This window comes from Pseudomonas sp. LTJR-52 (assembly GCF_003691465.1).
In the GTDB taxonomy this organism is placed as follows: Bacteria; Pseudomonadota; Gammaproteobacteria; order Pseudomonadales; family Pseudomonadaceae; genus Chryseomonas; species Chryseomonas luteola.
In genome coordinates, this window is the sequence record NZ_CP033105.1 from 983865 (window position 1) to 997646 (window position 13782).

Sequence of the window (13782 nt, forward strand, 5' to 3'; positions counted from 1 at the left end):
CGGAAGCCGGCTCCTAAGCGCAGATAACCGTGTGTTGGCGTTTAGATCTTGCCAACCAGGTCCAGAGACGGGCTCAGAGTAGCTTCGCCTTCTTTCCACTTGGCAGGGCAAACTTCGCCCGGGTGGGAGGCAACGTACTGAGCAGCCTTGACCTTACGCAGCATTTCGGACGCGTCGCGGCCGATGCCGTTGTCGTGTACTTCACACAGCTTGATCTGGCCTTCCGGGTTGATCAGGAAAGAACCACGCAGCGCCAGGCCTTCTTCTTCGATCAGAACGTCGAAGTTGCGAGCCAGAGTTGCAGTCGGGTCGCCAACCAGGGCGTACTGAACCTTCTTGATAGCGTCGGAAGTGTCGTGCCACGCTTTGTGAGCGAAGTGGGTATCGCACGATACGCCGTAGATCTCTACGCCCAGCTTTTGGAATTCAGGGTACAGGTCAGCCAGGTCTTCCAGCTCAGTCGGGCAAACGAAGGTGAAGTCAGCTGGGTAGAAAACAACCAGAGACCACTTGCCTTTGAAGTCAGCTTCAGTCAGATCGATGAACTTGCCATCCTTGTACGCTGTAGCTTTAAACGGTTTGATCTCGGAATTGATCAAAGACATCACTGAATCTCCATCAGGGGTTAAGAATTGGCGAGAGATAAGATACTCGCTTATGCACATTAGACTTAATTGAATGTGGGCATCAATCTCATAAGTTTGACCTATCCAGCCATTCAGGATCATTAAGTCTTTCTTTCAGGCGGAGCACTTGGAGGTTCTGAGGTCAACAAACACTGCCGCAAGCACTAGTGGTATGGCTGAAATGTCGGAATTCAAGCGTGCGCTTGCCTGGCTCAGACATTTCATGAAAAACAGCTGTTAAGCATTGGGCTGAAAAATATGATTTCCTTGTCGATCGTGTTCGATAAACAGGATGACGAAGGAGAAACATGTCAGGAGCCGCATTCGTCCAGTTGTTTCCTGAGGGCTTCGACTTTCCAAGCAGATTCACTTCACTGTTGATCGCTGTCTTTTCAGGTTGCCGACCTGAACCTGCCCAGCGTGGAGGGCATTAGTCATGGCGATCAGGCGCGTCATTACGCAGTGGTTTGCCCGCTATTTCTCCCAAGATGAAGCGGTGGTTCTCAGCGTCTTGCTCACCCTGGGCTTTGCTCTAGTCATGTTGTTGGGCAAGCCCCTGGCGCCGTTCCTGACGGCGCTGGTCGTCGCCTTTCTCCTACAGGGTGGCGTCAGCCGTCTGGAGCACTGGAGAGTACCCCGGATTTGGGCAATATCGCTCATGTTCCTGTCTTTTTTAGGCATATTCCTGGGCCTCTTGTTGTTTGTGCTCCCGCTGGTATGGGATCAGCTGGTGACGCTGTTGCAGGAGTCGCCCCGGATGTTTGCCCAGGCTCAGGTCCTCTTGGATGAGCTTCAGCAGCGCTATCCCAGTGTCGTTACTCATGAGCAGATTCAGGGCTGGATCGGGACGGCAGGCAGTGAGCTGACTGCCCTTGCGCAGCGAGCGGTCCGGCTGTCGTTGACCTCGCTGGGCAATATCATCGCCTTTGGTACGTTTCTGGTACTGGTGCCGATCCTGGTGTTTTTCATGCTCAAGGACAAGGACCTGCTGGTGGGCTTCTTCCTGTCTGTACTTCCACGTAAACGGACCCTGATGACCCGAGTCTGGAAGGAAGTCGACGAGCAGATCGCCAACTATGTGCGCGGCAAGGTCATCGAGATCGTGATCGTGGCGGCGGTCAGCTATGCCACGTTTTATATCCTGGGGTTGCCCTATGCCATGTTGCTCGGGCTGGTGGTCGGTCTGTCCGTGCTGATTCCCTTCATCGGTGCTGCCGTCGCGACCTTGCCCGTTGCGGCTGTGGCAGGCTTCAGCTTTGGTCTGGGCGATCAGTTCCTGTATGCGATTCTGGCTTACACCATCATTCAGATACTGGATGGCAATGTTCTCTCACCGCTGCTGTTTTCAGGTGCCGTCAATCTGCATCCGGTAGCCATTATCCTGGCCATTCTCTTTTTTGGCGGCACCCTGGGCTTTTGGGGAATCTTCTTTGCGATCCCGCTGGCGACCCTGTTCAAGGCGCTTTGGAGCGCATGGCCGCGGGATGCCGTGGTCGTATCCGATAACAACACATCAGAGAAAAGCCCTTAAGGCTTCGATTACATTTTCAGGCGTGAGGTTGAAAAGATGCAAGACAACAAGATCCGAGGCTCGAATGGCCTCCAGGCCTTTTACAGGGCCTTTCTGACAAGCGAGGCCTCGGGCGGATTGCTTCTGATGGCCGTGGCAGCCATTGCTCTGATTGTGGCGAATTCGCCGCTGGCCAGTGTGTACTTCAGCACCCTGGAGCGCTACGTGCTGGGCATGAGTGTTCTGCACTGGATCAACGATGCGCTCATGGCCGTCTTCTTCCTGCTGGTCGGGCTCGAAATCAAACGTGAGATGCTGGTCGGGCAGTTGTCCACCTGGGGACGGCGTGCACTGCCAGGGCTGGCGGCATTAGGCGGGGCTGTCGTGCCAGCGGTGATTTACGCGGCACTCAACCATGACGATGCGCATTTACTTCAAGGCTGGGCGATTCCCACGGCGACCGATATCGCCTTTGCACTCGGGGTACTCTCCCTGCTGGGCTCGCGTATTCCGGTATCGCTCAAGATCTTCCTGACCGCGCTTGCGATTCTCGACGACCTGTTCGCCGTGTGCATCATTGCGGTGTTCTACACGGCAGATCTGTCCCTGCCGATGTTGGGACTGGCGGGTCTCACCCTGCTGGTGCTGATTGCCATGAACAAGCTGGGCGTAACGCGAATCCTGCCATATCTGCTGGTCGGTATCGTGTTGTGGTTCTTCGTGTTCAAATCGGGCGTACACGCGACACTGGCCGGGGTAGCGCTGGCCCTGACCATCCCGCTGCGTACCGGCTCGAAGCATCCGCCGCTGGAGCGTCTTGAGCATACATTGCACCCTTACACCGCGTTTCTGGTCATTCCGATCTTTGGATTCGCCAACGCTGGTGTCTCGTTCAATGGCGTGAGCCTTGCCTCCTTGATGGGCTCGGTTCCGCTGGGGATCGCGCTGGGCCTCTTGGTTGGCAAGCAGGTGGGCGTATTCTCGTTTGCCTGGTTGAGCATTCGCCTGGGGCTGGCCGAACTGCCGGAACATGCCACCTGGAAGCAGCTTTACGGGATCGGCCTGCTGTGTGGAATCGGCTTCACGATGAGCCTCTTCATCGGCCTGCTGGCATTCCCCAATTCGCCAGAACTGGTGGATGCGGTCAAGATTGGTGTACTGCTGGGGTCGATTACGTCCGGCTGTCTGGGTGCGCTTATGCTGATTGCGGTCGGCAAAAAGAAAAACGCCTAAGAGCAAAGGGCACCGGAAGGTGCCCTTTTTGCATCATGTGGTGATGTTAACGAGCTTGATTTCTCGTACATCAATCTCATTCCAGACGCGACCCGTGACATAAGGGTCGTTCTTCAACCAGAGGTCCAATGCCTCGCGATTCTCGAATTCGACATGTACGGTCGAGCCTACCATTCGACCTTCATCGTTCAGAATGGCCCCGCCGCTGATAAATGTTCCTTCCTTGGCCATGGCTCGAATTCCTTCCAGATGAGCCTGGCGATTTTCCAGTCGACGATTAAAGGCCTCTGGATCGGTATGGTCGTAGGCGGTTACTACAAATTGCATGGTGGCTCCTGTTTTTAATTGTGTTGGTGGAGATCAGTCCAGGCGATTCGAGTGCCTGACAGTTCTGTCTTATAAACCAGCGCAAGTGTCTAGGATGAATACCATTCATCGTATTACACCGTTCGATGGATATTCGTAAAGACGGATTTGCACGAATCTTCGCCTCCGTATCTCTATGCTGGAGATCAGGTTGTTACCGTGGGGCACTGCCATACGTGCTCGCGCGGGTGAGTAGGACGATCCGTTGCCGGGGATGCTGGACATCGAACCTGCCGATCAACTGTTACAGGAGTCACTGGGCACGCCTTCACGTGTGCCTTCATGAGTAGTTAATGGTTTTACAGCTTTGCCTTTTGCTCAGCTTATCGGCCTTACGACTAATCAAGGAAAGTACTCATGTCTACGCTCAAGCCTTTGGCATTAATTCTTCTCATCTCCCTTGGTACTACCGCCTTTGCTGCCAGCCATAGTGCCACCCAAGCGCAGGATGGCGATAACAATGAAGCTGTCCTCGAGCAGAGCGGGCAGGGCAATACCGCAACGCAGACCCAGACTGGCTCAGCGCATCGCTCCGTCATTGCTCAGAATGGGGCTACTAATTCGGCAGAAACGACACAGCTAGGTATTGAAAATGCGGTCGATCTCTACCAGACGGGTGATGGCAACATAGCTCAGGTCTACCAGCAGAGCTTTATGTATGGGCATAGCGCTACCGTTACCCAGTTGGGCGATACGAACCACGTGACGCTGTATCAGCAGAACGGTAATGGCTCTGTGGCAACCTTGTACCAAGAGGGCAACAACAATATCCATGACGTTGAACAGAACGGTGAAGGTTTCAAAGAGCTGGTAGCGCGTACGGTAGGCACCGGCAATAGGCTTGATGCCATTCAACGAAATGAGGGTGTATTCGCACAGACTATCCAGACCGGAGACAACAACCTCATCAGTTTGGATCAGTCTGGCAGTATGGGCGGAAGCTGGACCACGATTGCCCAAGACGGCAATAGCAACCTGGCGTCTGTAACGCAAACCTCCGGCCGCTACCCCGCCGAGCGAGTGACGCTGACGCAGGACGGTGATGCCAATACATCGAACGTCAATCAGCACGGTGGCTTTGATGTTGTTGAGTTTACCCAGGAGGGTAACAACAACGAGTTGAATGTCGATCAGTTCAGCACTAACGGAGCCATTTCCGGGCGTTCAGTCGGTGACAACAACGTTGCCAGCATCATGCAAGGTGACTACTACACGAAGGTAGATCTGGTGCAGGAGGGTGATGCCAACCTGGCCACGATCAACCAGGGCGGCAGTGGAAGTATCGCAACCGTCAATCAAATGGGCTCTGCCAATCAGGTTGCGCTGATGCAAACCGGTATAGCTGGTGTATTCGGTGAAGGGAGCGCAGCGACCGTCATGCAGAGCGGTACCGGCAACGTGGCCAGGATTACCCAACAGTAGCAGTCAGTAGAGCATTTGGGGCTGTTACTGCCTGCCCAAGCGTAGCGGTCCCATTTACCTAACCAGGCGTAGGGATCATTCCCTGCGCTCGGTATGGGCCTTAGTGGTTAACTTATACGTCTAGAGGGATCTCTCATGTTCAAACTCAAGCCCTTGGCTGTGGTATTGATGATGCTCTCCGGCAGCTGTGCCCTGGCTGCAAACAACACCGCTACCCAAACGCAGGACGGTAATTACAACGAAACGACACTGGAGCAGACGGGCGAAGGCAATACCGCTACCCAAACTCAAGAGGGCAACGAACATCGCTCGGCTATTACTCAGAATGGGGCCACCAACGCGGCTGAAACAACGCAGCTGGGGCTTGGAAATACGGTTGATCTTTATCAGACAGGAGATAGCAACGTAGCCCAGGTCTACCAGCAGAGCTTCGATCTAGAGCATAGCGCTACTGTTACCCAGTTGGGCGATACAAACACCGTAGCGTTGTATCAGCAAGGCGGTAATGGCGCTGTCGCTACGCTGTATCAGGAAGGCAGCAACAATACGCATAATGTCGAGCAGAACGGCTATGGCGGCAATACGCTTGAAGCCCGTACGGTTGGTAATGGCAACGCTCTGAATGCTATACAACGGCATGGAATGCAGGCAGACGCGATACAGACAGGCGATAACAATGTTATCAACCTGGATCAAACTGGCGGCTCCTCAGGTGGTACAGCCACAATCCAGCAGAACGGCAATGAAAACCTGGCTTCCGTTACCCAAAGCTCAGGTCGCTATCCTGCGACCAGTGTGGCATTAGCGCAGGAAGGTGATACCAATACCGCCACGATCAATCAAAACGGCGGATTTAGTACGGTTGATTTTGCCCAGCAGGGCAATAATAACGACCTGACAATTGATCAGTTTAGTATCAGCGGCACCATTACAGGACGCTCTACGGGCAATGACAACGTGGCTGCTATTACCCAGGACCTGTATTTCGCTCGTGTAGATCTCGTACAGGAGGGTGACGGTAACCTCGCCACAATCGACCAGTCTGGCAACAACAGCCTGGCTGCGGTCAGCCAGATAGGCTTCTCCAATCAGGTTGCCATTACTCAGGCCACGCCAGTAGATATAAACGGCAACTCAGCTACCGTCCTGCAGAACGGTACAGGAAACATTGCCAGGATTACCCAGCAGTGATGTAAGCAGCTGGCGCTGACATGGTTAGCGCCAGCCCTGAGTACTGGGCTGGTAAGGCCAGAGTTCGCCCGTTCGTGTGACCTCATAGAGGTACTTCTACATGTTTACGCTCAAGCCCTTGGTTATGGCACTGCTGATACTCTCAGGCAGTTATGCCCTTGCCGCAAATAACACTGCTATCCAAACACAAGACGGTAACTACAACGATACTCTTCTGGAGCAGGGCGGTGAGGGTAATAACGCTGCCCAGATTCAAAGGGGTGACTTCAGTCGCTCGGAAGTTGTGCAGACCGGTAACGGTAATTCAGCTCAAATCGAGCAGGTATCCCAGGCTTCTACCCCTGAAAACAGTCTGCGGCTTGAACAGATTGGCAATCAGAACACCGCGCTGCTCAATCAACAGAACCTGGGATACGGACATCAGGCTACTGTTTTGCAGCGAGGAGATGGCAATGACATAACGCTTTACCAACAGGACGGAAATGGCTCGGTTGCCAGCTTGTATCAGGAGGGGAATGGGAACATCCATAACATCCAGCAGCTGCGCTACGGCAATGAATTAAGCGTAACGAGTGTGGGTAATGGAAATAGCGCAACCACTACGCAGTATGGAGGCGGACCTGCGCGTGCTGAGCAGCGAGGCGAGGGTAATTCGATTGAGCTGACCCAAAGTGTAGGCTACGCCGGGGGCAATATCGAGGTCTACCAAGAGGGTACAAACCAGGCGGCGACGCTTTATCAAACCTCGTCGCGGTATGGGCAAATCGACTTGATCCTGAATCAGGTAGGTGATGGCAATACAGCCAACTTGGCTCAACGTTCCGATATGGCAACGCTTGAGTTCGTTCAGGATGGCACTGGCAATGATCTGGTTGCAGACCAAGGCATCTGGCGAGGCTCTTTGGGCGGCGCCATGGTTGGAAATGGCAACGTCATAGAAGCCAGTCAAATAGGGACGTACTTGAATGCATGGCTGGAGCAGAACGGTGATAACAACCGTATAGCTGTCTCTCAAAGAGGGCTTGGTCATACCGCGTCTGTTCGTCAGACCGGAACAGGAAACGAGACGGCCATTACGCAAGATGATTACGTTAGTGATTACGAGCCTAACAGCAGTGCCTATGTCCTTCAGGAAGGAGAGGCAAACAGCGCTGTGTTGAATCAAAGCTTTGGGCCTTTGGCGAGAGGTTTTATCGAGCAAGCCGGAGCAGCCAACCAGGCGACTATAGATCACAGCAATATTGAGGGTTGGACAACAGCTGGCATCCAGCAGACCGGGAATGACCATAAGGCCTCGATTACTCAACATGACACGGTAGGGTTCGACGAGGCCACAATTACCCAGCAGGTGGCAGGTAATGTAGCGAGTATCACACAAGGCGGCCTGCTCAATGGCGAAGTGGTGGTCGGTGAGCGTGTAGCCACTATCTCTCAAACCGGTATGAACAATGTGGCTTCGGTTATTCAGCAATAACCGACGGTACAGGTGTTGTCCTGAATGAGGCAGCACCTGTTGTTCTAGCGTCTGGGCCTGAAAATTATTGCCGTAGTCCAGGCGTGCGTTACCGCCTGTCCGATCCTGTGAGATACGGGCCCGGACAACAACAATAACGCTACTGAGGGACATGCATATGTTCAGTTTAAAACCCTTGGCTGTTGCCTTGATATTGGTTATTGGCAGCCATGCCTATGCTGAAAGCAATACCGCTACCCAGAGTCAGGCAGGAGACAACAACGAGGCCACGCTGGAGCAGCAGGGCGCAAGAAATCAGGCGACGCAAACACAGACGGGAAGTTTCGGCCGATCTGCCATTGTCCAGAACGGCGATGACAACGTCGCGGAGACTGTTCAGGACACTACGTTTTCTTCCAACACTATCGATCTGGGCCAGACCGGTAACCGGAACACGGCCTATCTTTATCAGGACAGCGGCTCACAATCGGCTACTGTAACCCAGGCAGGCGATGACAACAGCGTGTCGCTGTATCAGCAGGATGGGCAGGGCTCCGAGGCCACGGTCTATCAGGAAGGCAACAACAATACACATACCATCCAGCAACAGTGGTACGCCAATACCGTTAATACTTCCAGCGTGGGTAACGGCAACGCCACTCAGGTGACTCAGACCGGCTATGGTGTTGGACAGACTACCCAATTAGGCGATAACAATACGATTATCCTGGAGCAGGGCAGTAGCGATTCGGGAGCTGTTGCTACGGTTACCCAAAACGGTAACGAAAATCTGGCGTCTGTCACTCAGAGTACCTCACGTTATCTTTCCGAGATGACATTGGATCAAGTAGGTAATGGCAATTCCGCGACGGTTGATCAAGGCTCGAATGCGTCGTTCATTTTCCGTCAGGAAGGTAATGCCAACCAGCTGACCAGCGCGCAGAGTGGGCTCGGCGCCACGGTGCGTGGCAGTTCCATTGGTGATGAGAATACCGTTTCGATTAATCAGGATGGGATTACCAACACCATTAATCTCGATCAACTAGGTTCCACCAATAGCGCAACACTAAGCCAACAGGCGGACCGTAGCGTGATTGATGTCAGTCAAACCGGTAATGCCAACCAGGCCGCGGCTGCCCAAGGTGGTGGTGGGCCTATGGTGTATGACAGTGTGGCGCGGATTGCCCAGGAGGGTGATCGCAACACTGCTTCGATTGACCAGTTCTGGGGCAGCCGGCAGGCCGAGATTACCCAGACTGGCAATGACAACGAGGCCGACATCACCCAGGCCAACCCCACTGGGACGGCCATGGCTGAAATCACCCAAAGCGGTGACCTCAACAGCGCCAGCCTGACGCAAAGCTGGAGCAATGGCGGTAACGAGGCCAGTATCAGCCAGAGCCTGAGCGGCAACGTGGCAACGGTGGTGCAGGGCGGTTTGGTCAATGGTGACTTCAACAGCGGAAATGACTCGGCGACCATCGTTCAGAATGGCTTGAACAACGTGGCTTCTGTGCTTCAGCAATGAGGGAGCAGACGCTGCCGTGCGTTACGGCAGCGTCTCGTTACCTAGAGCAAAATCCATTGCGGCTTCGGCGTGAATTTCGGTCGTATCGAAGACAGGAAGGGCAAGATCCTTCTGGCTGAGCAGTAATCCGATTTCCGTACAGCCCAAGATCACGCTATCGGCACCCTGGTCGGCCAGCTTGCCGATTTCTGCCACATAGGTCTGTCTGGATTCGTCCCGAACCACGCCCTGGCACAGCTCTTCATAAATGATCTGGTGAACCCGCTCGCGACCTGGGGCGTCCGGGATACGCGAGTCCAGACCGTGGGCGCGCAAGTGGCCGACATAGAAGTCCTGCTCCATGGTAAAGCGTGTGGCGAGCAGGGCAGGGCGCTGCATACCAGCTTTTGTTAACGCTTTAGCGGTCGCGTCAGCGATGTGGATCAACGGGATATCAATTGCCGCCTGGATAGGTTCGGCCAGCTTGTGCATGGTGTTGGTGCAGATGAGCAGACCTTCGGCGCCTGCCGTTTCCAGGCGGCGTGCTGCATCTACCAGCAGTCTGGCGCAACCGTCCCAATCGCCGTGATGTTGCAGTTCGGCAACCTTTGCAAAATCGACTGACCACATAAGCAGCGGTGCCGAGTGCAAACCGCCAAGGCGCTGCCGGGCGATTTGATTGAGAAGGCGATAGTACGTGACCGAGCTTTCCCAGCTCATGCCGGCAAGAAGTCCTAGCGTTCGCATGATTCTGCTCCTTGATGAGGGAGTGGAACCGTCTCACAGGCCAGTCCAATGCAGCAAGGCAAGAGGCCACTGTACCGATCCGATAGTTAACAGCTGTATCGATTGTTCAGTAAAAAGCTCGATCTAGAGCTTTAAATGGTCAAGAATACTTAACCCTGCTGTCATTTTCGGTTGTTAGCGTGCCCCCATCATTTTGGAGGGCAGTCATCATGAGAACCTGGGAAGAACCCAAGAAGCGCAAGGCTCATATCGAGCTTATCCCGATGATCGACGTGATGATGTTCCTGTTGGTCTTCTTTGTACTGGTCAGTCTGAACGTGATCCCGGCACTGGGAATGAAAACCCAGCTCCCTAGCGCCAGTAGCGCGCAACAGCTCAAACCGCAGAACAAGGCCATCCTGACGCTGGGCGCTAACGGTGAGCTGCAGCTGGATGGTCAGGACATTCAGGTCGATGCCCTGGTCGTGGCGCTCAAGGCGCAGGAGAAACCAGACAGCAAGACCACCATCATCGTCAACAGCGACAAGGGCGTGGAAGTGGCCCGGTTGGTCGAGGTGATGGACACCCTTCGTTTGGGCGGTTTTACCTCCGTCTCCATCGCCACGCGCAAGTCCTGATCCATGTATACGTTCTATCGCTCCCGCCATGTGTTGGGCTGGCTACCTGCGCTTGCTGCGCTGGTACTGATTGCCCTGTATGCCCAGCGTACGCCGCTGAAAGTTCAGCCGGTATACGACGAATCAGCCGTTGAGTTGGCTCTGGTCGAACCCGATCCGGTCCAGGCACCCGAGCCGGTTGCCACGCCGCCTGAGCCGCTGGCAGTGCCCGTTACTACACCACCACCGGAGCCTGTCGTGGAGGAAGAGGAGGCTGCCTTGCCACCACCTCCCAAGCCGCAACCCAAACCTGAGCCCAAGCCAGTGCCGAAGCCGCAACCCAAGCCTCAGCCGAAACCACAGCCAAAGCCAGTGGCCAAGCCTGCCGTGGCCAAGGTCGAGCAACCGGTAGCCAAGCCGACGCCTGCTTCGGCACCTGCTCCGGCCGCGGCCAAGCCGGCACCCGCCGCCCCCCCCAAGCCGACCGTCAATGCCCAGGCACTGGAAGGCGGTTACGTACAGGGGTTGCGTGCCGAGCTGGATCGTTACAAGCAGTACCCCACCGGACGCCAGGCATCGCTTGAGCGGCCACACGGCGATGTCGTGATCTGGCTGCTGGTCGACCGCGCCGGGCGCGTACTGGATTCCGGCATACAGGACAAGGCCAGCAGCATGCTGCTCAACCGCGCGGCCGCCAACAGCCTGAACCGTATCAAGAACGTCAAGCCGTTCCCGTCCGAGGCCTTTGCCGGCAAGGACCAGCTCCGCTTTACCGCCACCTTCAGTTACAGCATGCAGTGATTATCCGATTCGAGGAATTCCAATGAAGTACACAAGGATTTACCTGGCGCTGGTTGCCTCTGGTCTTTGCCATGGTGTGGCCATGGCACAGGAAACCGGTGAGCGTGATGTCGGCACCATTGGTGTTGAAGGGAAGACCACGCTGGGCAGCGGGTACATGACCCCTGAAGAAAGCCCCAAGTCGCGCTCCACCCTCACTCGCGAAGCCATGAACAAGCAGACGGCAACCGCCAATGCCGTCGATCGTCTCAAGTACACACCGGGACTGAACATCTCCAGCGAAGACGCCACGGGGCTGTCGGGCTTTCGCTTCACCCTGCGGGGGCTTAACTCCGATCAGGTTGGCATGTCTGTTGACGGTATGCCGATCAACGACTCGGGCAACTATGCGCTGTACTCCAACCTGCTGGGCGATCCGGAGAACATCGACCAGATCTCCGTAGTACAGGGCGCCTCGGATGCCGACGGTCCGCACATTGGCTCCAGTGGCGGCAACATTACCCTGACAACTATCCGACCAACCAAAGAGACCGGTGCATTTGTTAAACAGACTGCAGGCAGCAACGGTACTTACAAGACCTTTGCCCGTCTGAATACAGGTGAGTGGAATGGCCTGTCCAACTGGCTGTCTGCCTCGCATACCGAAGGTCAGATGTGGCGCGGTCACGGTGCCGTTCGGGCCGACAAGGTGGAATGGAATAGCTTTTTCGACGCCGGGGATGGCAATACGGCCAACCTGATCCTCAAGTACCATGAGCAGGACAACAACAGCTATAGCCAGCTCACCAAGAGTGAATTCACCCAGTACGGGCGCAAATACGATCCTAACCCCAATCCGCCTGCGCTGGGCTCCAACGGCAAGATTTCCAAGTACTACGAGCTGGCACAGAATCCCTTCAAGACTTTTACCGGCGTGCTCAACACCCAATTCCGCCTGCGGGATGATATGTCTCTGTCGGTCATCCCCTATTACTACTGGGGGGACGGCAGCGGCGTAGGCAGTTCGACGTATTCGCTTAACAGCGGCACCAGCAGTAATGGCGTCTATGATTTGAGCAACCTGCCCTCAGCCGCTGACTATGCCAGCGACGGCCTGTCCTATACTGGTGTCTATTATCGTCCTTCCCGGACTCAAACCTGGCGTCCTGGTATTACCACCAAGCTGAACTGGGACTTGGGCGATCACAGCCTCCAGTTTGGTTATTGGTACGAACGCGCCCGCCAGCGGCAGACCCAGCCGTTTATTGCACTCGAGGCCAGTGGCAAGCCTGAAAGCGTCTGGTCTGATTCGGACGAGACCCGCGATGCCAATGGCAACATCATTCAGGGACGCGACCGTTACACCGTTACGCCAGCCCAAAAGGTTTGGGTGCAAGATACCTGGTACATGAACCCGGACTGGACGCTCAACGCCGGCGTGGCCTACATGGATGTCGACCGCAAGGGGACCAACTATGGCAGCCTGACCGAGCTGCCGGAGAAGCGTCACCAGAACTATAGCAAGGTGCTGCCGACCTTTGGTATTGGCTACCGCTTCGACGAGCAGAACCAGTTCTTCTATAACCTGACCCGTAACATGCGCATACCGTACAACTACGTGCTGTACGATCAGGGTGAAGGCTCGATCAATCTCAATCCTGAAACCAGCTGGAGCAACGAGCTGGGCTGGCGCTACACCCAGGAAGACATGGCCCTGTCGGCCACCCTGTTCTACCTGAAGTTCAAGGATCGTCAGGTCTCCTCGCGTGACGAGAACGGCGACTACGCCGATATCAACGCAGGCGATGTAGATAACATGGGTCTTGAATTGGAGTGGAGCGGTCTGCTGCCGCACAACTTCAATTACTACACCTCTTACACCTACACCCGTGCCAAGCAGAAGGACGATATCACTGCCTACAACAATGGCGTTGCGGTGGAGCTGCCTACCAGCGGCAAGCAGTTTGCCAACGTGCCCAAGAACATGCTGGCAGCCAATATCGGTTATGACGACGGGCGCTATTACGGCACTTTCGGCGCCAAGTACACCAGTAAGCTCTACGGTGACCTGACCAATGACGAGAGCATTCCGGGGCGGACGATCTTCAACCTCGGGGCTGGCATATACCTGCCGGTAGACAAGCACATCGTCAAGGACGCCACCCTGCGTCTGAACGTCGACAACCTGTTCGACAAGAAGTATCTGGACGGTGTGTACACCTACAAGACCAACTCAGCGAGCTATAACGGCTACCGCGACGGCGACCCGGCTTACATCGTCGGTGTCGAGCGGACCGTAACGGTCTCCTTGGAAGCCAGCTTCTGACCTTCGAACCTTCTTTAACGAGGTG

At 55.2% G+C, this 13782-nt stretch carries 12 protein-coding genes; 9 read left to right on the plus strand and 3 right to left on the minus strand.

What is annotated here, in order from left to right; all coding sequences use genetic code 11:
- Positions 1–41 precede the first annotated feature (41 nt).
- Positions 42–605, minus strand: coding sequence for an alkyl hydroperoxide reductase subunit C (gene ahpC, locus EAW52_RS04465; protein WP_122041560.1), 564 nt, complete (start codon positions 603–605; stop codon positions 42–44).
- A 463-nt stretch (positions 606–1068) separates the two neighbouring features.
- Between ahpC and EAW52_RS04470 the strand changes: the two genes are divergently transcribed.
- Both EAW52_RS04470 and nhaA read left to right on the plus strand, forming a co-directional pair.
- On the plus strand, positions 1069–2157 hold the full coding sequence (locus EAW52_RS04470) for an AI-2E family transporter (RefSeq protein ID WP_218567937.1): 1089 nt from the start codon (positions 1069–1071) through the stop codon (positions 2155–2157).
- A gap of 36 nt (positions 2158–2193) precedes the next feature.
- Positions 2194–3369, plus strand: a complete 1176-nt coding sequence (gene nhaA / locus EAW52_RS04475) for a Na+/H+ antiporter NhaA (RefSeq protein ID WP_122041562.1) — start codon at positions 2194–2196, stop codon at positions 3367–3369.
- A gap of 33 nt (positions 3370–3402) precedes the next feature.
- Here the strand turns inward: nhaA and EAW52_RS04480 are convergent, their stop codons facing one another.
- Positions 3403–3696, minus strand: a complete 294-nt coding sequence (locus EAW52_RS04480; protein WP_122041563.1) for a YciI family protein — start codon at positions 3694–3696, stop codon at positions 3403–3405.
- 396 nt (positions 3697–4092) lie between these two features.
- Here EAW52_RS04480 and EAW52_RS04485 point away from each other — a divergent pair, with 396 nt between their 5' ends.
- From EAW52_RS04485 to EAW52_RS04500, 4 genes are all read left to right on the plus strand, one after another.
- On the plus strand, positions 4093–5157 hold the full coding sequence (locus tag EAW52_RS04485) for a hypothetical protein (RefSeq protein WP_122041564.1): 1065 nt from the start codon (positions 4093–4095) through the stop codon (positions 5155–5157).
- Between the two features lie 135 nt (positions 5158–5292).
- Positions 5293–6348, plus strand: a complete 1056-nt coding sequence (locus EAW52_RS04490; RefSeq protein ID WP_122041565.1) for a hypothetical protein — start codon at positions 5293–5295, stop codon at positions 6346–6348.
- Between the two features lie 100 nt (positions 6349–6448).
- Positions 6449–7822, plus strand: a complete 1374-nt coding sequence (locus EAW52_RS04495) for a hypothetical protein (RefSeq protein WP_122041566.1) — start codon at positions 6449–6451, stop codon at positions 7820–7822.
- A gap of 157 nt (positions 7823–7979) precedes the next feature.
- Positions 7980–9329 (plus strand): hypothetical protein, encoded by a 1350-nt coding sequence (locus EAW52_RS04500; protein ID WP_162997584.1) that lies wholly within the window; start codon positions 7980–7982, stop codon positions 9327–9329.
- A 21-nt stretch (positions 9330–9350) separates the two neighbouring features.
- On the opposite strand, the gene EAW52_RS04505 is transcribed toward EAW52_RS04500, so the two are convergent.
- On the minus strand, positions 9351–10055 hold the full coding sequence (locus tag EAW52_RS04505) for an aspartate/glutamate racemase family protein (protein WP_122041568.1): 705 nt from the start codon (positions 10053–10055) through the stop codon (positions 9351–9353).
- Positions 10056–10264: 209 nt separating this feature from the next.
- Here EAW52_RS04505 and EAW52_RS04510 point away from each other — a divergent pair, with 209 nt between their 5' ends.
- From EAW52_RS04510 to EAW52_RS04520, 3 genes are read left to right on the plus strand one after another with little or no spacing between them, the layout of a single operon-like run.
- Positions 10265–10672, plus strand: coding sequence for a biopolymer transporter ExbD (locus EAW52_RS04510; protein WP_010795870.1), 408 nt, complete (start codon positions 10265–10267; stop codon positions 10670–10672).
- A gap of 3 nt (positions 10673–10675) precedes the next feature.
- Complete coding sequence (locus tag EAW52_RS04515; protein ID WP_122041569.1) at positions 10676–11452, plus strand: energy transducer TonB; 777 nt, start codon at positions 10676–10678, stop codon at positions 11450–11452.
- Positions 11453–11474: 22 nt separating this feature from the next.
- Entirely contained in the window at positions 11475–13757 is a 2283-nt protein-coding gene (locus tag EAW52_RS04520) for a TonB-dependent receptor (RefSeq protein ID WP_122041570.1), read from the plus strand.
- Positions 13758–13782 lie beyond the last annotated feature (25 nt).

Coding starts and splice junctions, on each gene's coding strand:
- EAW52_RS04490 (WP_122041565.1), top strand. CDS start 5,293: ATGTTCAAACTCAAGCCCTTGGCTGTGGTATTGATGATGCTCTCCGGC.
- EAW52_RS04510 (WP_010795870.1), top strand. CDS start 10,265: ATGAGAACCTGGGAAGAACCCAAGAAGCGCAAGGCTCATATCGAGCTT.
- EAW52_RS04520 (WP_122041570.1), top strand. CDS start 11,475: ATGAAGTACACAAGGATTTACCTGGCGCTGGTTGCCTCTGGTCTTTGC.
- ahpC (WP_122041560.1), bottom strand. CDS start 605: ATGTCTTTGATCAATTCCGAGATCAAACCGTTTAAAGCTACAGCGTAC.
- EAW52_RS04515 (WP_122041569.1), top strand. CDS start 10,676: ATGTATACGTTCTATCGCTCCCGCCATGTGTTGGGCTGGCTACCTGCG.
- EAW52_RS04495 (WP_122041566.1), top strand. CDS start 6,449: ATGTTTACGCTCAAGCCCTTGGTTATGGCACTGCTGATACTCTCAGGC.
- EAW52_RS04500 (WP_162997584.1), top strand. CDS start 7,980: ATGTTCAGTTTAAAACCCTTGGCTGTTGCCTTGATATTGGTTATTGGC.
- EAW52_RS04505 (WP_122041568.1), bottom strand. CDS start 10,055: ATGCGAACGCTAGGACTTCTTGCCGGCATGAGCTGGGAAAGCTCGGTC.
- nhaA (WP_122041562.1), top strand. CDS start 2,194: ATGCAAGACAACAAGATCCGAGGCTCGAATGGCCTCCAGGCCTTTTAC.
- EAW52_RS04485 (WP_122041564.1), top strand. CDS start 4,093: ATGTCTACGCTCAAGCCTTTGGCATTAATTCTTCTCATCTCCCTTGGT.
- EAW52_RS04480 (WP_122041563.1), bottom strand. CDS start 3,696: ATGCAATTTGTAGTAACCGCCTACGACCATACCGATCCAGAGGCCTTT.